The 25,777-nt window shown below is 65.7% G+C and carries 23 protein-coding genes; 14 read left to right on the top strand and 9 right to left on the bottom strand.

Annotation, left to right across the window (positions count from 1 at the left end; all coding sequences use genetic code 11):
• Positions 1–3: 3 nt before the first annotated feature.
• The 8 genes from CRO48_RS02075 (at position 4) to CRO48_RS02040 (ending at position 10,784) form a co-directional block, all read left to right on the top strand.
• On the top strand, positions 4–1,002 hold the full coding sequence (locus CRO48_RS02075; RefSeq protein ID WP_097135926.1) for an ABC transporter permease: 999 nt from the start codon (positions 4–6) through the stop codon (positions 1,000–1,002).
• Positions 999–2,174, top strand: a complete 1,176-nt coding sequence (locus tag CRO48_RS02070; protein WP_097135923.1) for an ABC transporter permease — start codon at positions 999–1,001, stop codon at positions 2,172–2,174. Before CRO48_RS02075 ends, CRO48_RS02070 begins: the two co-directional genes overlap by 4 nt.
• A 70-nt stretch (positions 2,175–2,244) precedes the next feature.
• Entirely contained in the window at positions 2,245–3,453 is a 1,209-nt protein-coding gene (locus CRO48_RS02065) for a glycosyltransferase family protein (RefSeq protein WP_097135922.1), read from the top strand.
• 6 nt (positions 3,454–3,459) lie between these two features.
• A complete protein-coding gene (locus CRO48_RS02060) occupies positions 3,460–4,704 on the top strand; it encodes a glycosyltransferase family 4 protein (protein WP_097135920.1) in 1,245 nt (414 codons plus the stop codon).
• Entirely contained in the window at positions 4,704–5,894 is a 1,191-nt protein-coding gene (locus CRO48_RS02055) for a glycosyltransferase family protein (protein WP_097136077.1), read from the top strand. Before CRO48_RS02060 ends, CRO48_RS02055 begins: the two co-directional genes overlap by 1 nt.
• A gap of 366 nt (positions 5,895–6,260) precedes the next feature.
• A complete protein-coding gene (locus CRO48_RS02050; RefSeq protein WP_097135918.1) occupies positions 6,261–8,975 on the top strand; it encodes an ABC transporter ATP-binding protein in 2,715 nt (904 codons plus the stop codon).
• Positions 8,976–9,025: 50 nt separating this feature from the next.
• Complete coding sequence (locus CRO48_RS02045; protein ID WP_097135916.1) at positions 9,026–9,487, top strand: cyclic nucleotide-binding domain-containing protein; 462 nt, start codon at positions 9,026–9,028, stop codon at positions 9,485–9,487.
• Positions 9,488–9,866: 379 nt separating this feature from the next.
• The gene (locus CRO48_RS02040) at positions 9,867–10,784 is read left to right on the top strand and encodes an MBL fold metallo-hydrolase (RefSeq protein ID WP_245423384.1); all 918 of its coding nucleotides are present in this window, start codon (positions 9,867–9,869) and stop codon (positions 10,782–10,784) included.
• A gap of 46 nt (positions 10,785–10,830) precedes the next feature.
• Here CRO48_RS02040 and CRO48_RS02035 read toward each other — a convergent pair whose 3' ends face one another.
• Complete coding sequence (locus tag CRO48_RS02035; protein WP_097135914.1) at positions 10,831–11,586, bottom strand: polysaccharide deacetylase family protein; 756 nt, start codon at positions 11,584–11,586, stop codon at positions 10,831–10,833.
• The gene (locus CRO48_RS02030; protein ID WP_097135913.1) at positions 11,583–12,680 is read right to left on the bottom strand and encodes a glycosyltransferase family 4 protein; all 1,098 of its coding nucleotides are present in this window, start codon (positions 12,678–12,680) and stop codon (positions 11,583–11,585) included. The genes CRO48_RS02035 and CRO48_RS02030 overlap by 4 nt, the downstream gene beginning before the upstream one ends.
• Before the next feature lie 171 nt (positions 12,681–12,851).
• On the opposite strand from CRO48_RS02030, the gene CRO48_RS02025 reads away from it, so the two are divergent.
• Positions 12,852–13,826 (top strand): polysaccharide lyase, encoded by a 975-nt coding sequence (locus tag CRO48_RS02025; RefSeq protein WP_097135911.1) that lies wholly within the window; start codon positions 12,852–12,854, stop codon positions 13,824–13,826.
• A gap of 377 nt (positions 13,827–14,203) precedes the next feature.
• Here the strand turns inward: CRO48_RS02025 and CRO48_RS02020 are convergent, their stop codons facing one another.
• A complete protein-coding gene (locus tag CRO48_RS02020) occupies positions 14,204–15,166 on the bottom strand; it encodes a glycosyltransferase family 32 protein (protein WP_097135909.1) in 963 nt (320 codons plus the stop codon).
• Positions 15,167–15,362: 196 nt separating this feature from the next.
• Between CRO48_RS02020 and CRO48_RS02015 the strand changes: the two genes are divergently transcribed.
• Complete coding sequence (locus tag CRO48_RS02015; RefSeq protein WP_097136074.1) at positions 15,363–16,202, top strand: carbon-nitrogen hydrolase family protein; 840 nt, start codon at positions 15,363–15,365, stop codon at positions 16,200–16,202.
• Between the two features lie 309 nt (positions 16,203–16,511).
• Here CRO48_RS02015 and CRO48_RS02010 read toward each other — a convergent pair whose 3' ends face one another.
• Both CRO48_RS02010 and CRO48_RS02005 read right to left on the bottom strand, forming a co-directional pair.
• The gene (locus CRO48_RS02010; protein WP_097135906.1) at positions 16,512–17,237 is read right to left on the bottom strand and encodes a hypothetical protein; all 726 of its coding nucleotides are present in this window, start codon (positions 17,235–17,237) and stop codon (positions 16,512–16,514) included.
• A gap of 226 nt (positions 17,238–17,463) precedes the next feature.
• Positions 17,464–17,964, bottom strand: coding sequence for a YcgN family cysteine cluster protein (locus CRO48_RS02005; protein WP_097136073.1), 501 nt, complete (start codon positions 17,962–17,964; stop codon positions 17,464–17,466).
• Between the two features lie 272 nt (positions 17,965–18,236).
• On the opposite strand from CRO48_RS02005, the gene CRO48_RS02000 reads away from it, so the two are divergent.
• The 3 genes from CRO48_RS02000 to CRO48_RS01990 all read left to right on the top strand — a co-directional run bounded on the left by CRO48_RS02000 (position 18,237) and on the right by CRO48_RS01990 (position 21,901).
• Positions 18,237–20,396 (top strand): transglycosylase domain-containing protein, encoded by a 2,160-nt coding sequence (locus CRO48_RS02000; protein WP_407071881.1) that lies wholly within the window; start codon positions 18,237–18,239, stop codon positions 20,394–20,396.
• Between the two features lie 364 nt (positions 20,397–20,760).
• On the top strand, positions 20,761–21,348 hold the full coding sequence (locus CRO48_RS01995) for a DUF1214 domain-containing protein (RefSeq protein WP_097135903.1): 588 nt from the start codon (positions 20,761–20,763) through the stop codon (positions 21,346–21,348).
• Complete coding sequence (locus CRO48_RS01990) at positions 21,341–21,901, top strand: DUF1254 domain-containing protein (RefSeq protein ID WP_097135901.1); 561 nt, start codon at positions 21,341–21,343, stop codon at positions 21,899–21,901. Before CRO48_RS01995 ends, CRO48_RS01990 begins: the two co-directional genes overlap by 8 nt.
• A 211-nt stretch (positions 21,902–22,112) precedes the next feature.
• On the opposite strand, the gene CRO48_RS31565 is transcribed toward CRO48_RS01990, so the two are convergent.
• Complete coding sequence (locus CRO48_RS31565) at positions 22,113–22,301, bottom strand: hypothetical protein (RefSeq protein ID WP_102025994.1); 189 nt, start codon at positions 22,299–22,301, stop codon at positions 22,113–22,115.
• A 511-nt stretch (positions 22,302–22,812) separates the two neighbouring features.
• Here CRO48_RS31565 and CRO48_RS01985 point away from each other — a divergent pair.
• Positions 22,813–23,784 carry a hypothetical protein gene (locus CRO48_RS01985; protein WP_141402000.1) on the top strand — a complete coding sequence of 324 codons (972 nt, stop codon included), beginning with the start codon at positions 22,813–22,815 and terminating at the stop codon, positions 23,782–23,784.
• Between the two features lie 98 nt (positions 23,785–23,882).
• On the opposite strand, the gene CRO48_RS32035 is transcribed toward CRO48_RS01985, so the two are convergent.
• From CRO48_RS32035 to CRO48_RS01975, 3 genes are all read right to left on the bottom strand, one after another.
• A complete protein-coding gene (locus CRO48_RS32035; RefSeq protein WP_176526621.1) occupies positions 23,883–24,032 on the bottom strand; it encodes a hypothetical protein in 150 nt (49 codons plus the stop codon).
• Between the two features lie 46 nt (positions 24,033–24,078).
• Positions 24,079–24,462, bottom strand: coding sequence for a DUF1491 family protein (locus CRO48_RS01980; protein WP_097135896.1), 384 nt, complete (start codon positions 24,460–24,462; stop codon positions 24,079–24,081).
• 303 nt (positions 24,463–24,765) lie between these two features.
• A complete protein-coding gene (locus CRO48_RS01975; protein ID WP_097135895.1) occupies positions 24,766–25,650 on the bottom strand; it encodes a calcium-binding protein in 885 nt (294 codons plus the stop codon).
• Between the last annotated feature and the right edge of the window lie 127 nt (positions 25,651–25,777).

Below are 25,777 nucleotides of genomic sequence, written 5' to 3'. Positions count from 1 at the left end.
TTGATGCTGCGATATATCCTCTGGCGCATCGCCGTCATGGTGCCGACGCTGCTCCTGATCTCGATGCTCGTATTCACCATTATCGAGCTGCCACCCGGCGACTATTTCGAGAGCTACATCTCCGAACTGCGCGCCATGGGCGAAGCTGCCGACATGGAGGAGATCGAGGCGCTGCGCGAACGCTACGGTTTCGATCAGCCGGCGCCGATCCGCTACATCCAGTGGGTCGGGGGCATGCTCCAGGGCGACTTCGGCTATTCCTTCGAGTACCAGCTGCCCGTTTCCGAAGTGGTGGGCGACCGGATGTGGCTGACGGTGCTCGTCTCCTTCGTCACCATCCTCGTCACCTGGATCATCGCCTTCCCGATCGGCATCTACTCGGCCACCCACCAGTACAGCTGGGGCGACTATGGCCTGACCTTCCTCGGCCTGCTCGGGCTCGCTGTCCCGAACTTCATCCTCGCGCTGATCCTGATGTACTTCGCCAACATCTGGTTCGGCACCTCGATCGGCCACCTGATGGACCAGAAGTACCTGAACGAGCCGATGAGCTGGGACAAGGCCAAGTCGATCCTGGAACACCTGTGGATCCCCGTCATCATCATCGGCACGGCGGGGACGGCCGGAATGGTGCGGCGCCTGCGCGCAAACCTTCTCGACGAACTGCAGAAGCAGTATGTCGTCACCGCGCGCGCCAAGGGCATGAGCCCGTTCCGGGCGCTGGTGAAGTACCCGCTGCGCATGTCGCTCAACTTCTTCATCTCCGACATCGGCTCGATCCTGCCGCAGATCATCTCGGGCGCGGAAATCACCGCGATCGTTCTGTCGCTGGAGACGACCGGGCCTATGCTGATCAAGGCCCTGCAGAGCCAGGACATGTATCTCGCGGGCTCGTTCCTGATGTTCCTTGCCTTCCTAACCGTCATCGGCGTGCTGGTTTCCGATATCGCGCTCGCCCTGCTTGATCCGCGCATCAGACTCCAGGGCGGGAGCACGAAATGACCGTATCGCTTCCCCCCTCAGGCGCGCCGCTCAACCACTACGTCTCCACCGCCCCCTTCGACCCGCATTCCGTCGAAGCGATGACGGCGGGACAGGCCAAGATCTTCCAGGCCTCGCAGCTGCGGCTGATGTGGTGGAAGTTCAAGAAGCACAGGGTCGCGCTCGCCTCGGGCATTTTCCTGCTGGTGCTCTACATGATGATCGTCATCGCGGAGTTCCTGGCACCCTACAACCTGCACACCCGCAACATGGACTTCATCCATGCGCCGCCGCAGCGCGTGCGCCTGTTCCACGAAGGACAGCTCGTCGGTCCGTTCGTCTACGGCCGCACGATGACGCTCGATATGGACACGCTCAGGCGCGTCTATGCCGACGACAAGACCAACGTGCAGCGGCTGCGGTTCTTCTGCTCGGGTGACCCCTACAAATTCTGGGGAATATGGGAGGCCAGCACCCATCTCGTCTGCCCGGCCAAGGACGGCGAGTTCTTCGCGCTCGGCACCGACCGCCTCGGCCGCGACGTGCTCTCGCGCATCATCTACGGCGCCCGGATCTCGCTGACGATCGGCCTGATCGGCATCGCGGTGAGTTTCACGCTCGGCATTGTCATCGGGGGCATTGCCGGTTATCACGGCGGCGTCATCGACCTCGTGGTGCAGCGCATCATCGAGGTCCTGCAGTCAATTCCCAGCATCCCGCTGTGGATGGCGCTTGCGGCGATCATGCCCGTGAGCTGGAGTCCCATTCTTGTCTATCTCGGCATCACAGTCATTCTCGGCCTGCTCGACTGGACCGGGCTTGCACGCGCCGTCCGCTCGAAGCTTCTGGCGCTGCGCGAGGAAGACTATGTGCTGGCGGCGCAGCTGATGGGGGCCAAGAGCAGCCGCATCATCGGGCGCCATCTCGTGCCCGGCTTCATGTCGCACCTGATCGCATCTGCCACGATCACAATACCCGGCATGATTCTCGGCGAGACTGCGCTCAGCTTCCTGGGCCTCGGCCTGCGGCCGCCGATCACGAGCTGGGGCATCCTTCTGACGGAAGCGCGCAGCGTGAGCGTGATCGCTTTTTATCCTTGGCTCTTGTACCCGATGATACCCGTCATACTTGTCATCCTGGCGTTCAATTTCCTCGGAGACGGCTTGCGCGACGCCGCCGACCCTTACAAGTAACGCGAAAATGTGCGATGCATAAGCTATCTGGAGAATTCGGTCGTTTGACCCGTACGAAGAGCCAAGTGCGATGACGCGACGTCTGGAAGACGCCCGAATTCTGATGTACAGCCATGACACGTTCGGTCTTGGCCACCTGCGTCGTTGTCGCGCGATCGCGCATTCGCTGGTGGAAGAATTCCGCGGCCTCAACATCCTCATCATCTCCGGATCCCCGATCGCCGGCGCGTTCGACTATCGCGCGCGCGTCGATTTCGTGAAGATCCCGAGCGTCATCAAGCTGCGCAACGGCGAATACACGTCAATGGAGCAGCACATCGACCTGCAGGAAACGCTGAAGATGCGGCAGGCGATCATCCGCCACACCGCCGAAAGCTTCCAGCCGGACATCTTCCTCGTCGACAAGGAGCCGATGGGGCTGCGCGGCGAGGTCGAGGACACCCTCGCCTACCTGAAGGCCAGCGGCACGACACTGGTGCTCGGCCTGCGCGACGTCATGGATGCGCCGCACCTGCTCGACGCCGAGTGGAAACGCAACGACATCATGCGCAAGATCGGGCGGTACTACGACCGGATCTGGGTCTACGGGCCGCCGGACTTCTACGATCCGCTGGTCGGACTGGACGTGCCGCCGCAGGTTCGCGGCCGCATGGATTTCGTCGGCTTCCTCCAGCGCAGCGTCTCGCACGAGCCGGCACCGGAGCACCGGCCAAGGGGCGACTACATTCTCGTGACCACCGGCGGCGGCGGTGACGGGGCGTCGCTCATCCACGACGTGTTGCACGCCTACAAGGAAGATCCGGAACTGACGCACAAGGCACTGATCGTGCTCGGTCCCTACATGCCGGGCGAGCAGCGCCAGAAGCTCCTGAAGAAGGGGGCGAAGATCCCGTACGTGGAAGTGATCGAGTTCGACAACCGCATGGAGGAACTGATCGCCGACGCCAAGGCGGTCGTCGCGATGGGCGGATACAACACCTATTGCGAGATCCTCTCGTTCGACAAGCCGGCCCTGATCGTGCCGCGGGTCAATCCGCGCGAGGAACAACTGATCCGGGCAAGCCGCGCCGCCGAACTCGGACTGGTGCAGATGCTGTCCTCCGACGATTCCTGCGATCCGCAAGTGCTGTCGCGGGCGCTGAAGGAACTGGTCCACCGCCCGCCGCCCTCGCAGACCTCGCAGGCGCTGCGACTGGAAGGGTTGCGCAACATCTCCCAGATCGTCGGCGATCTGCTGGAAGACCGCGCGCGCGCCCATCTCACCGTCGTAAAGGGCTGAGAAAACTTGAAATCGCAAAAGAAAATCGTCGTGATCCTGAAAGGGTATCCACGCCTTTCGGAGACATTCATCGCCCAGGAACTCCTCGGGCTGGAGCGGGCGGGCTTCGATCTGACGCTGATCTCCATGCGCCACCCGACCGACGCCAAGCGCCACCCGATCCACGACGAGATCAAGGCGCCGGTCCACTACCTGCCGGAATACCTATACCAGGAACCGCTGCGCGTGCTGCGCGGCATCGCCAGGAGCCGGAAGCTGCCGGGCTTCTGGGCCGCCGTCCGCGCCTTCCTCAAGGACCTGCGCCGGGATCCGACGCCGAACCGCGTGCGCCGTTTCGGGCAGGCTGCCGTGCTTTGCGCCGAATGGCCGGAGGGAGCCAACTGGCTGCATGCCCATTTCATCCACACGCCCGCCTCCGTCGCCCGCTATACGAGCATGATGAACGGCACGCCGTGGACCTGCTCGGCGCATGCCAAGGACATCTGGACCTCACCGGACTGGGAACTTGCCGGCAAGCTCTCGGAGACCCGCTGGACGGTGACCTGCAACCAGCCGGGCTTCGACCGGCTTCGGATTCTCGCCAACGGCAAGGAGCATGTCCACCTCAGCTATCACGGCCTCGACCTCGACCGTTTCGCACCGTTTGCAGGCACGCATTCGCTGCGCGACGGTTCGGATCCCGGCAATCCGGTGACGATCGTCAGCGTCGGCCGGGCCGTCGACAAGAAGGGCTACGACATACTCCTGAAGGCGCTGACGCTGCTGCCGGCGGACCTTTCGTGGCGCTTCGTCCATATCGGCGGTGGCGCCAACCTCGCGGCACTGAAGGCGCTGGCCGGGAAGCTCGGCATCGCCGATCGCATCACCTGGCACGGCGCGCTCGACCAGAAGGACGTGCTCGAACATTATCGCCGTTCCGATCTCTTCGCGCTGGCCTGCCGCATCACCGCGGACGGAGACCGCGACGGCCTGCCCAACGTGCTGGTCGAGGCCTCCAGCCAGCGGCTCGTCTGCGTCTCGACGAACATTTCCGGCATTCCCGAACTGTTGCAGGACGGCGAGAACGGCCGCGTGGTCCCGCCGGAGGACCCGGAAGCTCTTGCCAAGGCACTGGAGACGCTGATCCGCGATCCGGGCCTGCGCAAGCGGCTTGGCGACGCGGCGGAACGGCGGGTCAGGACCGAATTCGACCATCACGTCAGCATCCGACAGTTGAAGGACCTGTTCGAGACCGAGTGGCGGGCGGCGTGATGAGCGCAGCCAATCCATACGGTCTGCGCGTATTCTTCTATGTCCAGCACCTGCTCGGCATCGGCCATCTGGCCCGTGCCAGCCGCATCTCGCACGCGCTGGCCGCCGACGGCTTCGACGTGACCATGGTGACGGGCGGGACGCCGGTGAAGGGCTTTCCGGGCGCCGGCATCCGCCATGTCGAGCTGCCGCCGGTAGTCGCCGGCGACGCCGGTTTTTCCGGGCTTTGCGACCTGTCCGGCAATCCCGTCGACGAAGCCTTCAAGGCAAGTCGCCGGGAGATGCTGCTTGACACATTCCGCCAGGTCCGCCCCGATATCGTCATCATCGAGGCCTTTCCCTTCGGCCGCCGGCAGGTCCGCTTCGAGCTCATTCCGCTTCTGGACGAGATCGCGGCGATGCCCGAAAGGCCGCTCGTCCTCTCCTCGCTACGCGATATCCTGCAGGAGCGCAGCAAGCCTGGCCGCGACGAGGAGAGCGTCGCGCTGGTCAACGCGCGCTTCGACGCCGTGCTCGTCCATGGCGATCCCCGGTTTGCCCGGATCGATGACAGCTTTCCGCTTGCCGGCCGGATCGCCGGCAAGGTGATCTACACCGGCCTGATCGCCGCCCCGCCGCCCGAGCCTGCCTCCGAACGCTTCGACATCATCGTTTCGGCCGGCGGAGGCGCTGTCGGGGCCGCGCTGAACGAGGCGGCGATCGCAGCGGCACGCATGCTCGAGCCGGCGCTGCGGTGGCTGGTCATCGCCGGGCCGAACCTGCCGCAGCCGGCCTTCGACGCGACGGTCGCGGGGGCGGGCGCCAATGTCACGGTCGAGCGCTTCCGGACCGACTTCCCGAGCCTTCTCACCGCCGCGCGGCTGTCCGTCTCGCAATCGGGCTACAATACGGTCTGCGATATCCTGCGGGCAGGATGCCGAGCGGTATTCGTGCCGTTCACCGCCGGCGGCGAGACCGAGCAGACCGCGCGCGCGATGCGGCTGGAGCGGCTCGGGCTTGCAAGGACGGTGCGCGAAAGCGAACTGTCGGCTTCCGCCCTCGCCCGGGCGATCGGCGAGGCCCTGGACAGCCCGGCCTCCCCGGTGCCGCCGCTGGACCTCAACGGTGCGCAAGCCACAGCCGCCCTCCTGCACCGCCTCGCCGCCGGTGCCCCGCCCGGCGCGCTTGCCGCCGAGACCGGCAAGCGCTGAGGCCAGGGGCACGCAATCCGTGCGGATCGCCGCCGCGCATCCACGAAGCGGTGCAAGGCCGCGGCGGACGGCCTGTAGAGCCTTGCAATCAATGCAAAAACGCTTTTCACTGTGATGGGGGCTCCGAGGCCTCCCACGACGGCGATGTCCGTGGAGAGCGGCGCAGCCTTTTCATGTATCGATTTCCAACGAACGGGTTGCGATTGGGGATTTGTGACACGGCCGGTCTTTCGGGGAGCGCAAGCCATGCCTATATCGCCGGGCATACACATGATGGCGCCACCGTCCCGCATGACGGTTGCAGTTGCCTCCGACGACGGTCGACGCGCAGACCGCTCGGCTTTTTCGGCATGGAATGATCGATAGATGGAAAAAGGCCTAACCCATTACATCTGGACGCACACGCGCAGGCAGCAGCTTTGGATCCTTCTGATCGTCGCACTGTCGATGATCCCCTACTTCCTCTCCTTCGACCTGCCCAAGCAGATCGTCAACGGCCCGATCCAGGGCCAGGGGTTCGAGGGTGAAGCGGCGCGCCAGATGTTCATGCGCATCGAGTACAACCTGCCCTTTGTCGGCAACGTCGTGTTCTTTCCCGGCCTCGAGCTGAACCGGCTGCAGATGCTGATCGCGCTCAGCATGGTCTTCCTCGCGCTCGTCGTCGTCAACGGCATGTTCAAGCTCTACATCAACACCTACAAGGGCCGCCTCGGCGAGCGGCTTCTGCGCCGCATCCGCTTCGAGCTCGTGGATCGGGTGCTGCGCTTCCCACCCGCGCAGTTCAAGCGGGTGAAGGGGGCCGAGATCGCCAGCATGATCAAGGACGAGGTGGAGCCGATGGGCGGCTTCACCGGCGATGCCTTCGTTGCCCCCGCCCTGCTTGGCGGGCAGGCGGCGACCGCCCTGTTCTTCATCTTCGTGCAGAATATCTGGCTCGGCATGATCGCCGGCGTCATCGTCGCCGTGCAGGCAGTGCTGATCCCGCGCATGCGCCGCCGCCTCCTCGTGCTCGGCCGCGAGCGCCAGCTGACCGCGCGCGAACTCGCCGGACGCGTCAGCGAGATCGTCGAGGGCATCGGCACGATCCACGCCTATGACACCACCAATTTCGAGCGCGCCGATGTGGCCTCGCGGCTCGGCCGGATCTTCAAGATCCGCTACGACCTCTACCAGTGGAAGTTCCTGGTCAAGTTCATCAACAACTTCCTGGCCTCCGTCACGCCCTTCCTGTTCTACCTGATCGGCGGCTATCTGGCGCTGCAGGGCCGGCTGGACATCGGCCAGCTCGTCGCCGTCATCGCCGCCTACAAGGATCTGCCCGGCCCGCTGAAGGAGCTGATCGACTGGGATCAGGCGCGGCAGGACGTGCAGGTGAAGTACAACCAGGTTGTCGAGCAGTTCAAGGTCGACAACATGGTCGATCCGGCCATCCAGAAGATGTCAGTCGAGGAGGCCGCGGCACTGGCGGGAACGCTTGCGGCGGTCAACCTGACAATGGCCGACGACAGCGGCGCGCGCACGCTGGAACATGTGTCCGTCCAGTTCGCGCCGAACGAGTTCGTCGCAATCATCGGCGGTGCGGCAGCGGGCGGCGACGCGCTGGCGGAAGCCATCGGCCGCACCGTGTGGCCGGAGTCGGGGCGGATATCGGTTGGCGACCGGGATCTCTTCGAGCTGCCGGAGTCCGTCAGCGGGCGCCGCATCACCTACGTCTCCTCGGACGCCTACTATTTCTACGGCACGCTGCGCGACAACCTGCTCTACGGGCTGAAGCACGCTCCCCTGCGCGACGCCGTCTACGACGACGCACATCTCAACTTCCGCGCCTGGGAGAAGGACGAGGCACGGATGGCCGGCAATCCGGACTACGACGTGCACAGCGACTGGATTGACTATCGCGGCGCCGGCGCCACCGGCCCGGAGGACCTGTTCCGGTCGGTCACCTCCGTTCTCGACTGCGTCTACCTGACCAAGGACATCATGGAACTGGCGCTGCGCTCCACCGTCGACCCGACGCAGAACGAGGCGCTGGCCCGGCATATCGTCGGCATGCGCCACACCTTACGCGAAGAGCTGGACAAGGCGAACCTCAGCAACCTCGTCGTTCCCTTCGAGCCCGACCGCTACAACATCGAGGCGACGGTGGGCGAGAACCTGCTGTTCGGCACGGCGATCGGGGAGGAGCTGGTGGGCCGCGCTATCGGCCGCAATGCCTATTTCCGCGAAGTGGTCGGGCGCAACGGTCTCGACCGGATGCTCTACCAGATGGGCTACGAAATCGCTGAAAACGCCGTCGAGCTGTTCGCCGGGCTGCCGCCGGACCATCCCTTCTTCCAGCAGCTGACGTTCATGACGCCGGACGACATTCCGATGTACCAGCAGTTGCTGCAGAAGCTGAAGGGCAAGGATTTCTCCGAGACCAGCGACGACGACAAGCACAAGATCATTCGCCTGAGCTTCGCCTATATCGAACCCAGGCACCGCTTCGGTCTCCTGACCGAGGAACTGATGTCGAAGATCGTGGACGTGCGACTGCAGTTCCACGAAAACCTGCCCGATGGCCTGAAGGGCGCGATCGACCGCTACGATCCGCACAGCTACATGGCGTCGGCCAGCATCATGGACAACGTCCTGTTCGGTCGCGTCAGCCATCGCCATGCCGATGGTCCGGAGCGCGTCCGCGCGATGGTCATTGCGCTCCTCAGCGAGCCCGGCCTCTATGACGAGGTGCTGTCGATCGGGCTGGAATTCAACGTCGGCTCGGGCGGCCGCCGCCTGACGCAGGTGCAGCGCCAGAAGCTGAACATGGCCCGCGCGCTGCTGCGCCGATCCGACTACTACGTCTTCAACCGGCCGCTGCCGGCGCTCGATGCCCGAAGCCAGGAACAGATCTGCCGCGACGTGCTGGCCCTCGTACGCGACCGGGAGAACGGAAATGCCGCGGTGATCTGGGTGCTGTCGAACACCTCGCTGACCGATCTTTTCGACCGCGTGTTGATCTTCGACAAGGGCAGGCTTGTCGGGGACGGCAAACTTACGGATCTCGCAGACAATGCGACATTCAAGGAATTGGTGTCATAATAATGCAATACCGCTAAACTAGCAGGCGGACCGAGGGGACGGACACGACGATGCTGTTGAAAGACGAAGTACAGATGTTGCGGCGGGTGCCGCTGTTCTCCGGGGTGGATCCGACGAAGCTCAAGCTTCTGGCATTCACCTCCGATCGCGTACACTACGCCGCCGGCGAGATCCTGTTCCGCCAGGGCGACACCGGCGATGCCGCCTATGTCATCCTGACCGGCCGCGCCGATATCCTGGTCGAAGCTCCGGGGGGCCAGATCAAGGTCGCGGAGGTGGAGAACAATTCCATCGTCGGCGAAATCGCCATCCTGTGCGACGTGTCGCGCACCGCGACGGTGAAGGCCGCGACCAGCCTCGAGGCCTTGCGCATCAGCAAGGAGCACTTCCTCAAGCTCCTGACGGACTTTCCGGAAATGACGATCGAGATCATGCGCGAGCTCGCAAGCCGCCTGAGCCGGACGACGATGGAACTGACAGACGAGCGCGCCCGCGCCAGGAAGCCGGATTGACCCTGCCTGCCGCATATCCGGTTTCGCGCGTAAAAGCGCTCCCAAAGCTCCGTCACGGAACATTTTCGGCGGTGAAGCGTTGCAATGGCAGGCCGGAGAATGCCGCGTGCGATGACCGGCCGTCGCCACAGAAAGGCATGAGATACGCGCCTCAACTTCGTACTCGCAAAATAGTTTCACATTCGCTACGCTTGGGACAATCGTTGTGCCTGGGGCGTGGCGGGGAACTGTGGAAGGTTAGAGTGACGGATGCGCAGTTGACGGCGATCACGGGTCACGCAAGGGGCCGGTTTCGCCAGCCCGCGAGCCCCGTCGGATTGTGCATCCGCCACTCCAACGCCATCGCCAATGAAGGCGAGCTGGAAGAGGCCAGGCAGAAATGAACATGATCGGAAGGCCGCCGCATTCGCGCCGCAGAACGGAGCCGCCGCGCCAGCTCAAGAAGAGCATCGGCGCGAACGATATCCTGACCGTCAAATTCTGGGGGACTCGCGGCAGCATTCCCGTTTCAGGCGAACAGTTCGCCCGTTTCGGTGGCAACACGATCTGCGTCGAAATGCGCTGCGGCGACGAGATCCTGGTGTTCGACGCCGGTTCCGGCATCACGCCGGCGGGCCTTGCGATGAAGGCCGAGGGCGTCAAGCGGGTCGACCTCTTCTTCAGCCACTGCCACTACGACCACATCATCGGCCTCCCCTATTTCAAGCCGCTCTACAACCACGAATGCGACGTAAAAATCTGGTCCGGCCACCTCGCCGGACAGATGACGACCTGCGAGATGGTGAGCGAGTTCATGCGGCCGCCGTGGTTCCCCGTCGATCCCAGGATGTGCCGGGCGCATCTCCACTACGGCGATTTTCGCGCGGGCGACATACTCGAACCGCGCCGGGACGTGAGTATCCGCACCGGCATGCTGAACCATCCGGGCGGCGCGATCGGCTACCGTGTCGACTGGCGCGGCCGCTCCATCGCCATGATCACCGACACCGAGCATGTGCCGGGCGTGCTCGACCCGGAAGTGCTCAAGCTGATCGCGGGCGTCGACCTCTTCATCTACGACTGCTGCTACGTCGACGAGGAGATGGAGATCTTCAAGGGCTACGGCCATTCGACCTGGCAGCAGGCGATCCGGCTCGCCCGGGCGGCGAACGCCAGAAACATCGCCTTTATCCATCACGCGCCCTGGCGCACCGATGCGGAACTGGATGAGATCGACCGGCAGGCCTCGGCAGAATTCGCCGATTCCTTCTCCGCCCGCGACGGACAGGTGATCGAATTCGTCGCGGTGGACAGCTAAGGCCTTCCCCGTCGCCGGCTTTCGAATGCCGGGGCGGGTGCAACATTCAGCCGATCCCCCGCTCAGCCAGGATGGTCGACAGCGCCGCCCAGCGGCACGCCGGATGTCGCGCGGTCCGCACGAACAGCGCTTCCAGAAACGTCCACACCGCCTCGTCGTGAACGAGATGATGGGTCAGAAGGCCGAGCGTGCCCTCGCCAGCCTCGACCTGCCGCAGCCTTGCCGCCATTTCCAGCGCAAGCGTGCCGGTGTCGCGGCCGCCGCGCGTGCCGTGCCAGTCCATGACGTCGACATGGGTATTGACCGCCGGCAGTCCGCGGTCCTTTTCCGGCCCGAAGACGGACAGGGCCTGCAAGCCGATCCCGCCGAGCGATGGGATCAGGGCCGGATCGATGCGGTTCCACGGCGGCACCAGGACCGGTGTCAGGCGCGGGCCATGAAGCTGGCGGAGGCGAACGAAACCCTGCTCCAGCGAGGCCAGCACATGGTCGGCGGGTCGGTGGGCTCCAAGCTCCTGTTTCTTTTCGCCGGCGGGAGCGAAATTCTCGTGCGACCAGCCATGCACCGTCACCTCGACATGGCGCGCAGGCAAGAGCCTTTCCGCCAGCGCCTCGCCGGTGAAGGCGGGGATGACGGCGAGCGCCAAGGGCACGGAATGGTTCGCCGTCAGCGCCAGCAGGCGTTCCAGCGCCGGCGTCGGCTCGACGGCGTCGTCGTCGCGCAGCCAGAAGGTCGCCGCGCGGCCGGCCTGCCGCCAGCGGTCGAGCTCGCCCATCAGCGGCTGCCAGGCATCGCCGGTCATCCGCGCCCTCCCACGTCTTCGTTCAGGATTTCGTCCAGCCGCAGGGCAGCGCCCTCGATCGAGCATTCGTCGCTCACGAAGCGGCGCGCGGCAAGCGCCATGCGCCGCCGCTCGTCTCCGTCCGTCAGAATGTGCACAAGCGCGGCGGCGTAGGCTTCGACATCGCCGGCGGGCGTCAGCATTCCCGTCACTCCGTCGCAAACTACCTCGGGAACGCCGGCGACCCGTTGGGCGACGACGGGAAGTCCCGCCGCCTGGGCCTCGAGATAGGCGAGCCCGTAGGCCTCGCCGGTGCCGGGCCAGGCATAGACCGCCGCGCGGGAGAGGATTTCGGCGATCTCCGCCGGGCCGCATTGACCGTGCCAGACGATGCGCTCCCGAGGCAGCGGCGAGAACAGCGCCTCGACCGCGCTCCGCAGCGCCCCGTCGCCAACGATCGAGAGTGTCCACGGCAGGCTTTCCGGGAGGCGGGCGAGAGCCGCCGCCAGCATCCGGTAGCTGTCGAACTTGTCGCCGGGCCGCATCATGGCGACGGTCACGATCCGGCCGGGCTGCGCCTCCGGTTCGACCGCCAGATACGCGGACGGATCGATGAATGGCCGAAGCAACCGAAAGCGGCCGCCGGGAATGCTCTGTTCCAGCCCGTCGCGATCGCGCCTGGTAAAGCAGAGATTGACAGCCGCATGCCGGACGGTCTCCGCCAGCATCCGCTGGTTCTCCGTCCAGAGACCGCGGTTGCGGCGCTGCGAATAGGACGCTTCTGCCGTGACATAGGCGATCGCAAAACGGCGGGCGAGTTCCGGGCCGATCAGGTCCGGCGCCTTGTAGTAGGGATGATAGCAGAACCAGACGTCCGGGGCGCCGCCCGTCCGCCACAGGCGATCGATGCGTTCTATTTCCGCCGCAGCCGCAGCGTCGATCGCCGCGCGACCGTCGTCCTCGGGACCGGCGAGGAACGTACGTAGTTCCGAGGCGACGTCGACCACATGCCCCGCCCTTCCAAGCGCCGCGATCAGAAGGCGCGCCATCAGGCGGTCGCCTGAGGGGACCGGATGGTTGGGCGACTTCAGCGGCGAATGGAAGGCGATCTTCATGTCATGCCTCTTAGCCCAGATCGCCGGGATTCGGAACGCAGATGAGCATGCCCGCAATCCCCCAACCCTCAACACCTTGAAAAACACAGGACCTCTCGCACAGAATTGAATGCAATGTCGCGCCGGCGCAGATACAGTCGCCGTATCCGAACCGACAGCCAGAAAGACCCCATGGCCCTCCTTCCCCGCTCTGCCCTTGCCGCCCTCATCGTTTTCGGCACGTCGCTGGCTTCCGCTCATGCGCAGGATGCCGCCTCGACCAAGCTCTACGACGGGTTCGACGGAACGACCTTCGCCGACACCGGCGGGCTCTACTACCGCAACAATTCCGAGCAGCTGGCCGGCACCGCCACCTTCCAGAGCGCGGTCAAGCGCGTCGGCAGCGGCGCCCTGATGCTGAGCGTGCGCCCGCTCTGCACGCCCACCAGCGAAGGCTGCAGCGAGCGGGCCGAGATCTGGGAAAAGACCGAGCTGCGTGTCCCCTATGACAAGGGCGTCTGGTTCGGTTTCTCGGTCAAGTTCGCCGAGCCCATCCCGCAGAACGACCATCGCTACCTGATCGCCCAGTGGAAGCGCGAGATCGGCCCGGATGCGGAGGGCGACTTCAGCCCGTTTTTGGCGCTTCGCCTCGACAACGGCCGGCTGTTTGCCACCATCGAGGGCAATTTCCGTCCGGGAACACCGGCAGAGGAGAAGGACGGCGCCTTCACATGCCCCACCGGACAGACTTCCGTATGGCTGCGCCCGGAGGTGAACCAGATGCGCTCGCTCGTCGCCCATGACGCCAACTGGCGCCCCGAGGACGGCAAGACGTTCTCGAGCTGCACCGACGAGCTCGTGCTGACCGCCCGTGGCAATCCGCTGCCGGCACCCGATAGCGGCTGGATCGACTTCGCCATCTATTCGCACCCCGGTCCGGACGGCGACGGCCGCGTCGAGCTTTTCGCGAACGGCCAATGGATCGTCACCGCCACGGGCCTCATCGGCCACAACGATCACGGTCTTGGAGAGAACCAGTATTTCAAGTTCGGTCCCTACCGCGCCGCCGGCGAAGGCGAGTGGACCCTCTACTATGACGACTTCCGCCGATCGCCCGACTGCATCGACGTCCTGCGCGACGAGAAGGCCTGCGCGCTCGTGGATTGAGCGGCAGCGGGGAACGGTGGTGCGATCGCGGAGAAGCCCAGCACTTCGCTCTACCGGTCGAGCGAGCTTCAAAGTGGCCCCTCATCCGCCCTGCCGGGCACCTTCTCCCCGCAGCGGGGTAAAAGACGGACGACGCGACGTCATACGCCCTGCGGCGGAGTACAGGGACAACAGCGCCCGGAGAACATCAAAACTAAAGGCCGGTGCAGGTGAAAGGCATCTTGCAAAAGAAGCGGACCGCGTCCCAGCCCGCGACGCGTCCCCTCTCCCCGCCTGCGGGAGAGGGTTAGGGTGAGGGGCGGCAGCCTTTGCCACGGCTTCTGGACCAAGCGTTGCGACCCACGCGACGTGAACTCCGAAAAGCGATCGCCCGCCGCCTACCAGGGCTTCCAGGCGAGGAGCAGCCCGCCGTCGTCGCGCTCGGCCTTCTCGCACAGCGGCAGCACGGCCTCGAACGGCGTGCGGCGGGGCACGGAGCCGGCGACGATGGCCGCGTCCGCGACGGTGACAGCACCGCCGCGGCAGACGACGGTAAACAGCAGCGGGCCGGTCGACCACCAGGCGGGCGCTCCGGGCAGGGCCTGCGCGGCCTGCGGCAGGGCCTCGAGCAGGCGGCGGATGGCCGGATGCGCCGGTGGCGCGGCGATGAAGGAATTGGTCAGGAGCAGGCTGCCAGCGCCCGTCTCGCGCGGGATGTCCTCGGCCAGCGCCGTCAGTCCCGTCAGCGGCAGGAGATCGTGAAAGGCGATGCCGGGGCGTGCCGGGTACCAGTCGCAATCGAGGTAGATACCGCCGAAGCGCTCCAGGATCAGGTAGCGGGCGACGTCGACCGCGCCGGGCAGGTCGCCGATCGCAAGCATCGCCGTGAAGACGGGATGACGGTCGATGCCCTCGCGGGCAAGATCGGCCTCGCGCCAGAGGCGGCAGCCGTAGCCGTGCCGGGTGGCGTGCTCCGCCCAGGCCGCAGTCGATGCCGGCAACGCGGCCGAACCGATCCAGACCATGTGCAGCACGCGCGGCACCGGCTGGCGGCCCGCTTGGGCCAGGGCCGCCCGTTCCGTTGCCGAATAGCGGCCGAAGGGGGCGAGCACGGCCGGCGGCGGCACGAGCGTATGCTGATAGCCGATGCGCCGAAGCATGTCGCCCTGCCGCTTGGCGACCTTCAGGAAGGCCGAATGCAGCGGGCGCGGCAGTCCGAGCACCGTCGGCGGGCCGAGGAGGGCGCTTTCGGGATCGGCGGCGATCGCGTTCAGGATGTCGATCGCCGCGTCGAAACGCCCCGCCTCGCGCAGCACCTCGGCGTCCTTCAGCCGCGCCTTGAAGATGTCCCTGCCACTCATGCGCCTGCTCCCTGCGGCCGCTCCGGCCGATCGCCATGGCAACGGGCTAGCGCGGAATGGCGATGGCCGTCAACGGCGGGCCGAAGGCTGCCAATCCTACAGGTCCCGGTACCCCCACGATTGGCGGTTTCGCTTTGCAGTGATCGCATGGACAATCGTGAACCAGATGAACGAGTCGATGAACGGAGAGGCAAGCTTGAGGATCGCAGCGGCGCAGACGATCGTGACGCCGGACATCGGCGCCAATGGCGAGCACATCCGCGCCATGATGGTCGCTTCTTCGGCGGCGGGCGTGCGGCTGGTGCATTTCTGCGAGGGCGCGCTTTCCGGCTATGCCAAGGCCCAGATCGGCCATCCCGCCGAATGGGCGCGCTTTGACTGGCAACGACAGGAGGCAGAGCTGCGCACAATCGCGGCGCTGTGCGGCCAACTGCGGCTGTTTGCCGTCGTCGGAGGCGCGCACCGGCTTGCCGCTTCCGCCCCGCCACACAACAGCCTCTACGTGCTTTCCGATCAGGGCAGCCTCGTAACCCGATACGACAAGCGCTACCTCTCCAACAGCGAGCTGGACGGCTGGTATACGCCTGGAACCGAAGCCATCACCTTCACGGTCGACGGATACCGGATCGGCTGCGCGATCTGCATCGAAGCCCAGTTTCCCGAGGTCTTCGCCGAGTACGAGCGAAGCGGGGTCGATGCGGTCCTGTTTTCCTCCTATGGCATTCCCGGCCGTTTCGACACCGCGCTGCGCGCCCATGCAGGGCTGAACTGCCTGTGGATCAGCGCCGCCACGCCGGCGCAGACCGTCCCGGACCGGGCGCCTGCCGCGATCGTCGGGCCCGACGGCAAATGGGCGGTGCGCTGCCTGCCGTCGGGCGCGGCGGGCTTCGCCGAGTTACTTCTGGACCGGCAGGACCCGGCCTACGACATCGCGCTGAACAAGGCGCGTCCGTGGCGGCGACTGGCGCGCGAGGGCGCGATCTACCGGGAAAGACTGTCCGACGATCCGCGCAGTCGGCGCAGGGACGAGTTCTGAACTCGAGCAAGCCTGGTGAGATCCGTTTGCTCGGACCTGCTCTTGTGCATCGTTCTTGCAGCGCTCTTTCACGTCAGGCGACGCCGTTTCGGCTGGAGGGCGATTGCTGGCCCCCCTTTCCGGCGGCCAGCGCTTCAGGAGCGAAGAGACGCCCCGCCCGGGGCTCTTGGCGGAGACACAGCGGTTGCGGGCAGCAGCCGGCACAAACCGCAACAACCGCGGGGCAAACCCCGCGGCCGGCAACACAGTCAGCCAAGACAAACCTGTAAAAGGGCCGAGCTCGGCGCGCGTTCAGGCGGCGATCAGCGATCAACGCATGCCGCGATGCTTCCCGCGGTTAGGCATGAGCATGCGCTCGATCGTCTCCTTCTGTCCGGGCTCGAGCACCGCTTGCAGCGCCTGCTTGGCCTGCTTCAGCTTCTCGGCCTTCTCGGCCCGGTTCTCGACGCGCGCAATCATGCGGTCGAGCATGTCGAAGCCGGAGGGCCGCATGCGATCTTGGCGGGCCTCGCCGGCGGGACCGGGCGGCGGCGGCGGCGGGGTGCCGGCATCTGCACCCGCCGGTGGCGGCGGAGCCGGAGGTTGGGCGTCCCCGGGCATGTCGCCCGGGCGCGACGGCGTTGCGAAATCGACCAGTGCCGCCGTGAAGGTCCGCCAGGCGTCGAGCTGTGCGGACTTGATGCCGGCCGCCGTCTCCGCCGCCGCAAGCCGCATCGCCAGTCGCTCGCCCGACCATTCACGATGATGCCAGCGGCGCTGCCCGCGATCACGGTCGCGATCGCCGCCGCGCTCGCCCATCATCATGTGCTGGCCGTGATAGCCGCGCCCAGCCCTGTCTCCATCCGGCCTGTCTCTATCCGGCCTGGCGCGATCAGGACCGCGATCGCCCGACGCGGCAACGCCCGGCATCGGCGACATGTCGCCCTCCTGCGCAAGCGAAGGTAGCGCCGTTGCAGCGGCGAGCGGCAGGGCCAGCGCTATGACGAGCGCCTTGCGGAGCCTTCTCGAAGGGGTGGAAGTGACGTCGGTCATCATTCTGTTTCTCCTTGGGAATTCGTCCCTACCGGAGAAAGATAGAAAGCAGTGATGACCGCTCTAGGGCGCAAACATGTCAAATCGCAATCGCGCGATGAATTTCGCGTGATGATGGCATCCGGGGCAAAGTCGGATGACGCCGGCGTGAAGACGCAACGCGCTTTGGGTCATTGCTCTTGCGCATGTCGTTGTCGCAAAACCGCTGCGCACTTCTGCGCGACATGCCCTAGGCGCGCCGGCCGTCCTTGCCGACTTCGAGCGGCCAGGTGACGAGGTAGTCCTCGAAGTCCTCCACGTCGATCCCTTCCTCGCTGACCGTGCGGCCGCGCGCGGAAATGCCGGCCAGGTGGACCGTTTCGGGATCGCCGGAGACCAGCGGATGCCACCAGTATAGGTCCTCGCCGTCGCGGACGAGGCGATAGGCGCAGGTCGGCGGCAGCCAGCTGATCTCGGAAACGGACTTGACCGTCAGCCGGATGCAGTCCGGCACCGTCGCCTGGCGGTTCTCGTAGTCCTTGCAGCGACAGCTCTCGTCGTCGAGCAGCTGGCAGCGGATCGAGGTCCAGACGATCTCGCCCGTGTCCCAGTCCTCAAGCTTGTTGAGACAACAGAGCCCGCAGCCGTCGCACAGGCTCTCCCATTCGCCATCCGACATCTCGGCAAGCGTTTTGGTCCGCCAGAACGGCAGCTCGTCGCCGGCGATGTCCGCCACGACGTCCTGTTTCATCTCGGTCTTCGCGTTCATCCCTGTCCAGTGGACCCGGGCGGCCCAAAGGTCAAGCAAAAGCGCGGCCGGACGCGTTGCGGCGGCTTCATCGGGAGGGCCACGCCCGCCGGACTGTGGCCGTCCTGCACGCATGCCCACCGAACGTGGCAGCCACGGCAACGGAACGGAAACCATGCTGTTTTATCCATGGCGATTGACTGATATCGTCAAGGACAGATCGCGCGAGGGGCCTTTCGCGCGCATGAGGATGGACAGCCGTGCAGGACGACCACTTGGAAGACCACTTGGACGCCCCCGAGCCGCCGCAACAGCAGCGTCGCCGCAAACGCCACATTCTGCTGCGCATTGACAGCTTTATCGATTCGACCATCTGGAACGCCGGCTTCAGACTGGCGGAGATCTGGGAGGAGATCACGATCTTCTTCCGGCGCTTCACCGTCAAAGGCTGGAAGCGCGCCGTCTTCGAGATCGCCGGCGAGGGCATGAACCTCGGGACGGCCGGCTTCGTCCTGCTGCTCGCGCTGGCGCTGCCGGCCTTTGAGGAAACCAAGGGCAACTGGCGCAACCAGAGCGACTTCGCCGTCACGTTCCTCGACCGCTACGGCAACGAGATCGGCCACCGAGGCATCATCCACGAAGATTCCGTGCCGATCGACGAGTTGCCGGACCATCTGATCAAGTCGGTGCTGGCGACCGAGGACCGGCGCTTCTTCGACCATTTCGGCATCGACTTCCTGGGGCTTGCCCGCGCCATGACGGAGAACGCGCGCGCCGGCGGCGTCGTGCAGGGCGGCTCGACGCTGACGCAGCAGCTCGCCAAGAACCTGTTCCTCAACAACGAGCGCACGATCGAGCGCAAGATCAAGGAAGCTTTCCTGTCGCTGTGGCTGGAGGCGAACCTGTCGAAGAAGGAGATCCTCAGGCTCTATCTCGACCGCGCGTACATGGGCGGCGGCACCTTCGGGGTGGCGGCGGCCTCGCAGTTCTACTTCGGCAAGGACATCACCGATGTCGACCTCGCCGAATCCGCCATGCTGGCCGGCCTGTTCAAGGCGCCGGCCCGCTATGCGCCGCACGTCAACCTGCCGGCCGCCCGCGCCCGCGCCAACGAGGTCCTGACCAACCTCGTGCAGGGCGGGCTGATGTCGGAGGGACAGGTGATCGCGGCCCGGCGCAATCCGGCGAGCGTCATCGACCGGCAGGAGCGCACAGCGCCCGATTTCTTCCTCGACTGGGCCTTCGACGAGGTGCAGCGGATCGCCCGCCCCTTCGCCCAGCACTCGCTGATCGTGCGCACGACGATCGACATGGGGCTGCAGGCGGCGGCGGAGGAATCGGTGGAGACGAGCCTGCGCCAGTACGGCGAGAGCTTCCGCGTCAAGCAGGGCGCGCTTGTGATGATCGAAAACGGCGGCGCGGTGCGCGCCATGGTCGGCGGGCGCGACTACGGCGAAAGCCAGTTCAACCGCGCCACCAAGGCGCTGCGCCAGCCGGGCTCGTCCTTCAAAGTCTACACCTACGCGGCGGCGATGGAGAAGGGCAAGACGCCGGAGGATACCATCGTCGACGCGCCGATCACCTGGCGCGGCTGGTCGCCACAGAACTACGGCCGCAGCTATGCCGGCCGCGTCACATACATGACGGCGATCGCCAAGTCGATCAACACGATACCGGTGCGCCTGGCCAAGGACCTGCTCGGCACCGAGGTGATCGCCCAGACGGCCAAGGACATGGGCGTTGAGACGCCGATCCGCACCGACAAGACCATGCCGCTCGGCACCTCGGAGGTGACCGTGCTCGACCAGGCGACCGCCTATGGGGTGTTTCCCGCCGGCGGGCTGCAGTCGCACCGGCATGGCGTCACCCAGATCCTGAACTATGACGGCGACATTCTCTACGATTTCGGTCGCGACGAGCCACCGGCGCGCCGCGTGCTGTCGGAAACGGCCAACGCCAACATGAACAGGATGCTGGTCAACATCCCCGTCAACGGCACCGCGCGCAAGGCGGCGCTTGACGGCGGCATCGTCACCGGCGGCAAGACCGGCACCACCCAGGCCTATCGCGACGCCTGGTTCGTCGGCTTCACCGGCAACTACACGACCGCCGTCTGGTTCGGCAACGACGACTACACCTCCACCAACAACATGACCGGCGGCTCGCTGCCGGCGATGAGCTTCAAGCGGCTGATGGACTACGCCCACCAGGGCATCGAGCTGCGCCCCATCCCCGGCATCGAGAACCCCCTGCCCGGACCGGCAGCGGCCAAGACCGCCGCCGCCCCGCCCTCCGAGCAGCCGGGAGACGCGCTGCCGGCGCTGGTGCGCCCGCGCTCGCTCTCGGTCGGCGTGACGCGCCTTTTGCGCCAGATCGCCAAGGACCTGGAAAACGCCAAGCCGCTCTCCGCCGACGGACGCGTCGCAGCCCTTTGAGGGCCAGGCCGGCATGTGCCGACGTGCCGCCACGCCGTCGCTCCATTGCGGCACAACAATCTACACCCGCAGGTGCGATGGGCCTGCCCGCGGCGCGGCAGGTCACGCCGTCCGGTACGGCAAGGAAGGAAACGCCACGGTCGCGCGTCCTTCTCGCCGCCAGCGGGGAGACGGTGCCTGGCGGGGCGGATGAGGGGCTCTGTCCGATGGACTATTGAAAGGACTGCGGGCGGCGGTGCCGTGTGGTGCGTTTGGCATCGATTTCCGTAACGGAATCATGCAATGTTCCGCGCAGATGCCATCACCGGGAGCGCTTTTCGCGGCGGCGTCGATCTTTCGTCGCGCATCCAACCGGTAGGCCGCATTGTTCCGTATCCCCCTCCTCGTCGCCCTGGCACTGGCCATCACCTTCGGGCTTGGAACCTTTTCCGCCGTATGGGCGCTGAAGGCGACGATCGGCTTCGGGTCGATCGCGCTCGGGCCGTGGAACGCCTTCCCCACCGCGCAGACGAGCCGCGCCGACCCATACGCCAAGGCGCACCGTGCGCGCGACGGGGCGCTTTTGTTCGGGAGCGCCGAAGGCCTCGTCTTCCGCGCCGCCAACGACAGCGCCGGCCAGCCGCTTTCCGGCGGCTGCTCCTACGACATCGTCGGGCTGACGCCGCAGGCGCGGTTCTGGACGCTGCACGCGACCACCCCCGACGGCCGGCCGGTGCCCGTTGCCCGCGACATCACCGGCGGGCTGAACTCCTGGACGGTACTGCGGCGTCCCGACAACAGCATTGCCGTGCACGTCGCCGCCGACGCGCAGCCCGGCAACTGGCTGGCGGTGCCGCCCGGCCAACCGTTCCGGCTGGTGCTGACGCTGCTCGACACGCCGACAGCAGGCAGTTCCGGCGTGATCGACCTGTCGATGCCGGCGATCAACCGCACGGGATGCGCCAATGCGTAGCATCCTCTTTGCCACGCTGATCGGGCTCCTGGGGGCTGCTGCCCTTCACATCCTGATCATCCTCGCGGTGCCCTATTTCACCGGCAACGACGCCTATACGCGCATCTCCGATCTCGGCGAACCGCTGCGCTTCTACCCTCTGCCGAACGAGACGGTCGCCGGCGGCGGCCTGATCAACGACGATCCCGAGATGCGGCTGGCGGTGTGCGCGCTTTCGGTGGCTGAAAACCCGGTGCGCCTCTATGCGCCGCCGGGCGTGCCGTTCTGGTCGGTCGGACTTTTCGACAGCGCCGCCAACGAGGTCTTCAGCATGAACGACCGCACCGCCGTGGCAGGCGCGCTCGACGTGGTGGTGGCAACAGCGGTCCAGCTGAACGCCATCCGCAAGGCGCTGCCGCAGGCGCTCTCCCAGTCGATACTCGTGGAAATGCCGGACGAGGACGGCTATGTGGTGCTGCGCACCTTCGTGCCGACCGCAACGATGGACGAGGCCGCGCGCGCCTTTCTCGCCAACGCCGCTTGCGAGGCGATCGACCAGGGCACGCTCGAATGAGAGCGGACCGGACTCCGACTTTCTTCTGCGAGATCAAATGGAAAGGTCTGCCGGCGCTGCATGCCGGCGATTCCTGCTGAACACAGCCGGGAAACAGATCGCCACTCGCGACCTCCGTGAAACCGCGCCCTCGCGGCGGCATCCTTCAGCGCCGTGCCTCGCCCGCGGGACGCAGGCGCGCTCATGGTGGCGCATCGTCCGGCCGCTTCGCCTATCGGCGCGCGTCCTTGCCGGTTTCGCTGTTGCGGCGCCCGGCACGGGTTTTGGCCGCCATCGCCGGGGTAAGCTTTTCGTAGCGCACGCCCGTGAAGAGCAGAACCGCCGCGGGCACCTCGTGCCAGAGCCTTTCGCGTCGCGGCATGCGCGACAATCTTTCCTGCAATCGAACCACGTCTGCCATTCTCGCCTCCTAACAAGAATCTAGACGGATGAAGTAACGCACAAATTTCATCCTGCCCGCCTATCGGGCCAGTGCCACCGAATCCGTCCCGATTGCAGCAATGAAAACGCAGAACACAAATGCCGCAATCGAACCCTGAATGATCGAGGGTCGATGAATGTTTCCCGATGCGGGAAAGAATCTCGCCCCTACCAGTCAAAGCGTATCCGATGCATCGCACCTTGCCTTGTACAGCTATCGCGGAAACCTGTCGCGACACAGTCCCGTGAAACCGCCTGGATGGTAGCATGGCTTGCATGCGCGCAGCTGCCCATCCCTATGCCTGAAGCGTAATGCCATTACGGTTAACATCTTGCTAATTCTTTTCGTCTAATTGTTGTCCATCAATCGGTTCAAGCGGCTGCGGTTCTCTCAAGGGCCGCCCACCCGCGGCAGTCCTGCCTATCCGGACCCACAGGCGGCCCGGCCCGGCAGGCACCGGGAACGGCTGCATTTGCGTAAAGAGTGGTGCGTGGTGGGGGACAGTTTTCGCGAACTCGAAAAGCCGCAGGCAGGCCGGCTCAAGGACATCGTCCTCATGGCCACCGTATCCGGTTTCGAAAGTCTCGCTCGCCCTTCCCGTTCCGATCTGAAACAGTTTCACGAACTCTTCGTCCCGCTCTACCTCGCCTCCAGCGACGAGGCACGGCGGCAGGCGGTCGCCGCCCTGTCGCAATGCGCCGTGCTGCCCGAAGAGCTTTCCCACTTCATCGCGCGCGAGCCGATCGCAATCGCAGCGATCTTCCTGACCCGGTCGCAGGCGCTGAGCCAGCGCGTGCTTCTGGAGATGCTGCGTGAGGCCTCGCCCGACCATGCCCGCGCGATCGAGCGGCGCGACGACCTCTCGCCGCAACTGATCGAGGCCCTCGTGGGGCTGCACCAGGCCCAGCGCAGCCGAAGCACCCAGAACGCTCCCGCAGACACGGCGACAGCAACCGAAGCGAACCGGCAGGCGCGCGAGGAAGAGCTGCGCGAAGAGATCAAGGCACTGGCGCGCGCGCAGATGCCGCAGGACACAGGCATCAAGCCGCTTGCACCCGTCGAGGACGCGCATCTGGCGCTGATCGTCCGGTTCGCCCGCGCCGGCGAGACCGGCATGCTGGGCGTCGTGCTGGCCGACGCGCTCGACGCCAGCCAATGGCTCAGCGAACGCATCCTGCTCGACGTCTCCGGACGGCAGCTGGCGACCGCTTTCGTGGCGCTCGACGCACCCCGTGCCGACAGTTCCTATGTGCTGCTGCGCCTCTATCCCCATCTCGCGCAGGCCAGCGGCAGTGTGCGGCGCGCCGATCTCCTGCTGTCCGGCCTCGACCGCCCAGCCTGCATCGAGCGGGTCGAGAGCTGGCGACGGGCGGACGCCTACACGCATTCACCGCAGCCGCGCACGGCGGCAAACTCCGACACCGGCGACTGGCGCAAAGACAACGCCGCGCGACGCGCCTGACGACCGGCAGCGGCGCACATCAGCCCTGACGGCGCGGTGACGCGCGGACGCGGACGACGAAGACCGGCAGGCGGTTGGATGTCGACGCTGATGGCCGGTCAGAAGATGCGGCGTTCCGTCCTGGCGTCGCGCAGGTCGGCCGCGACGGCGGCATACATGGTGGCGACGAACATCGCGGCGATGAGAACGGCGAGCGCGGGCAGAACGACGAACATGGTGGCGGCTCCGGCGAGCGGGACTAAGGACATGCCCGCTTCTGAGCGCCGTTGTGGCACGGTTCTGCCTACCAGCCGGTTACCGGCGGAACAAAGAATCCTTGGGGTCGATTTTCTTTTCGTCCGTCTCGGCCAGATCGATCAGATCGCCGATGTCATCGGCCTCCAGCGCGACGATCCAGAGGTCGGGGTCGAACCGCAGCTCGCGCTCCAGCGCCGCTGTGACGTCCTCGCGGGCGCTGTTGTGCAGGCGCCGCTCGAACAGCCGGCGGGAGCCGTCGTCGTCATCAAAGAAGCTTTGCGGTGCGGGCGCGTAGAGCGTCTCGGTGCCGTCGCGAAACGACTGGCGGATGAAGATCGCGCCGCCGTCGGACGCTCCCTTGCGTTCGATCGCGGCGAAATCGCCGCGCGCAAAGACGTTGCGGACCAGGGCTGAGGCGAAGATCTCTGATTTCAGGCGCATCCAGCCTCATACCGGTCATCGCCCGCCGAGGCAACGGCTGGCGCGGTGCCCGGACTTTGCGGGACGGCGGCGGCTTTGGCACGTCGCCTCCCGGCCTGCCGGCCATTTTCCCCAGGACGGGGAGAAGACAACCGTCACCGCCCTGCCCGAGCGAAGCCCCCGATGGAGAGCGGCGAGCGAAATTCTCGGCAGGGAAGCCGGGTTGAGCCCTCCCCCCTGCGGGGAGGGTTCAGAGCGCCTTTCCCTGCGATGGCTTTCGCCGCCCGCGTTTTCAGATGCAGCGATTCCCGCCGCGCTTTGCCCTCAAAGTATGAAATCGGATGCCTTCAGGTCGATCGACGCGTCGATGACGATGGCGAATTCGGCGGCCTTGTCGGCATCCACGTTGCCGTAGACGAAGGTATCGCCGCCCTTCTTCTCGTAGCGGATCTGGCCTGCGGCCGTGAACGCCTTGGTGCCGATGAAGGCGAAATCCTGGTCGCCGGCCTTCTTGGTGTCGGCATCCATCACGTCGAGCTGGATCTTGTCGTGCTGGGAGCGGCTGAAATCGAGGATGATATCGCGGCCCGACGAGGATAGCGGGCTTTCCTCGGGAACGACGAAGAGGAAGAGGTCCGCGCCGGTGCCGCCGCTCAGCACATCGCGGCCAAGTCCACCGTTGACGACGTCGTTGCCGCTGCCGCCATAAAGCTTGTCCTTGCCGTTGCCGGCAATCAGCCAGTCGTCGCCGGCATCGCCGTTGAGCGTGTCGTTGCCGTTAGAGGCGAAGATGCGATCGTCGCCTTTGCCGGCCTTGAAGACGTCGTTGCCGTCATAGCCGTAGAGCTGGTCGGAAATGGAGGAGCCGATCAGGGTGTCGTCGTCCTTCAGGACGACCATGCGCATGCCTTCCCAGCCATAGGCGTTGATGGTCTTCTGCAGCGTAGCCGCGGATACCGAAAGCCCGGTGAACTCGTTCAGCTTCGCGCCGTCGCGGCTGTAGAAGACGATGGACTTGATCGTGCCGCCGGTTGGCTCGCCGTCGGCGTCCACCTTCAATCCCTTGCCGGTCACGCTGAACTTCACCCCGTTGGGCGCCACCATCGTCACCTTGGTCGAGCTGTGGCTGTACGCCCGCATCTCGCCGAACCATTTTTCGTCGAACGTCCCGTAATCGCCGAGAGACGCAAACCAGGTAACTTTGGCCATCAAATTTCTTCCCGTATCGAATTGAACCCAAACCTTAAGAACGGCCGGCGGCTCGAAATATTCGACCGCAGGAGGGCATAAAGGCTGGCGGTGCGACCTGCGACGATGCCAGTCAACAAGGAACGGA

Source organism: Rhizobium subbaraonis, from assembly GCF_900220975.1.
In the GTDB taxonomy this organism is placed as follows: domain Bacteria; phylum Pseudomonadota; class Alphaproteobacteria; order Rhizobiales; family Rhizobiaceae; genus Mycoplana; species Mycoplana subbaraonis.
Note: the sequence above shows the minus strand (reverse complement) of the source record. Positions and strands in the feature narration are given on the sequence as shown.

Excerpts from the sequence above, each read along its gene's own strand:
- CRO48_RS02075 (WP_097135926.1), top strand. The coding sequence starts at position 4 with ATGCTGCGATATATCCTCTGGCGCATCGCCGTCATGGTGCCGACGCTG.
- CRO48_RS02050 (WP_097135918.1), top strand. The coding sequence starts at position 6,261 with ATGGAAAAAGGCCTAACCCATTACATCTGGACGCACACGCGCAGGCAG.
- CRO48_RS02035 (WP_097135914.1), bottom strand. The coding sequence starts at position 11,586 with ATGACCGGCGATGCCTGGCAGCCGCTGATGGGCGAGCTCGACCGCTGG.
- CRO48_RS02025 (WP_097135911.1), top strand. The coding sequence starts at position 12,852 with ATGGCCCTCCTTCCCCGCTCTGCCCTTGCCGCCCTCATCGTTTTCGGC.
- CRO48_RS01990 (WP_097135901.1), top strand. The coding sequence starts at position 21,341 with ATGCGTAGCATCCTCTTTGCCACGCTGATCGGGCTCCTGGGGGCTGCT.
- CRO48_RS01980 (WP_097135896.1), bottom strand. The coding sequence starts at position 24,462 with ATGCGCCTGAAATCAGAGATCTTCGCCTCAGCCCTGGTCCGCAACGTC.
- CRO48_RS02065 (WP_097135922.1), top strand. The coding sequence starts at position 2,245 with ATGACGCGACGTCTGGAAGACGCCCGAATTCTGATGTACAGCCATGAC.
- CRO48_RS02010 (WP_097135906.1), bottom strand. The coding sequence starts at position 17,237 with ATGATGACCGACGTCACTTCCACCCCTTCGAGAAGGCTCCGCAAGGCG.
- CRO48_RS02055 (WP_097136077.1), top strand. The coding sequence starts at position 4,704 with ATGAGCGCAGCCAATCCATACGGTCTGCGCGTATTCTTCTATGTCCAG.
- CRO48_RS02070 (WP_097135923.1), top strand. The coding sequence starts at position 999 with ATGACCGTATCGCTTCCCCCCTCAGGCGCGCCGCTCAACCACTACGTC.
- CRO48_RS02020 (WP_097135909.1), bottom strand. The coding sequence starts at position 15,166 with ATGAGTGGCAGGGACATCTTCAAGGCGCGGCTGAAGGACGCCGAGGTG.
- CRO48_RS31565 (WP_102025994.1), bottom strand. The coding sequence starts at position 22,301 with ATGGCAGACGTGGTTCGATTGCAGGAAAGATTGTCGCGCATGCCGCGA.
- CRO48_RS02040 (WP_245423384.1), top strand. The coding sequence starts at position 9,867 with ATGAACATGATCGGAAGGCCGCCGCATTCGCGCCGCAGAACGGAGCCG.
- CRO48_RS32035 (WP_176526621.1), bottom strand. The coding sequence starts at position 24,032 with ATGTCCTTAGTCCCGCTCGCCGGAGCCGCCACCATGTTCGTCGTTCTG.
- CRO48_RS02030 (WP_097135913.1), bottom strand. The coding sequence starts at position 12,680 with ATGAAGATCGCCTTCCATTCGCCGCTGAAGTCGCCCAACCATCCGGTC.
- CRO48_RS02045 (WP_097135916.1), top strand. The coding sequence starts at position 9,026 with ATGCTGTTGAAAGACGAAGTACAGATGTTGCGGCGGGTGCCGCTGTTC.
- CRO48_RS01975 (WP_097135895.1), bottom strand. The coding sequence starts at position 25,650 with ATGGCCAAAGTTACCTGGTTTGCGTCTCTCGGCGATTACGGGACGTTC.
- CRO48_RS02005 (WP_097136073.1), bottom strand. The coding sequence starts at position 17,964 with ATGAAACAGGACGTCGTGGCGGACATCGCCGGCGACGAGCTGCCGTTC.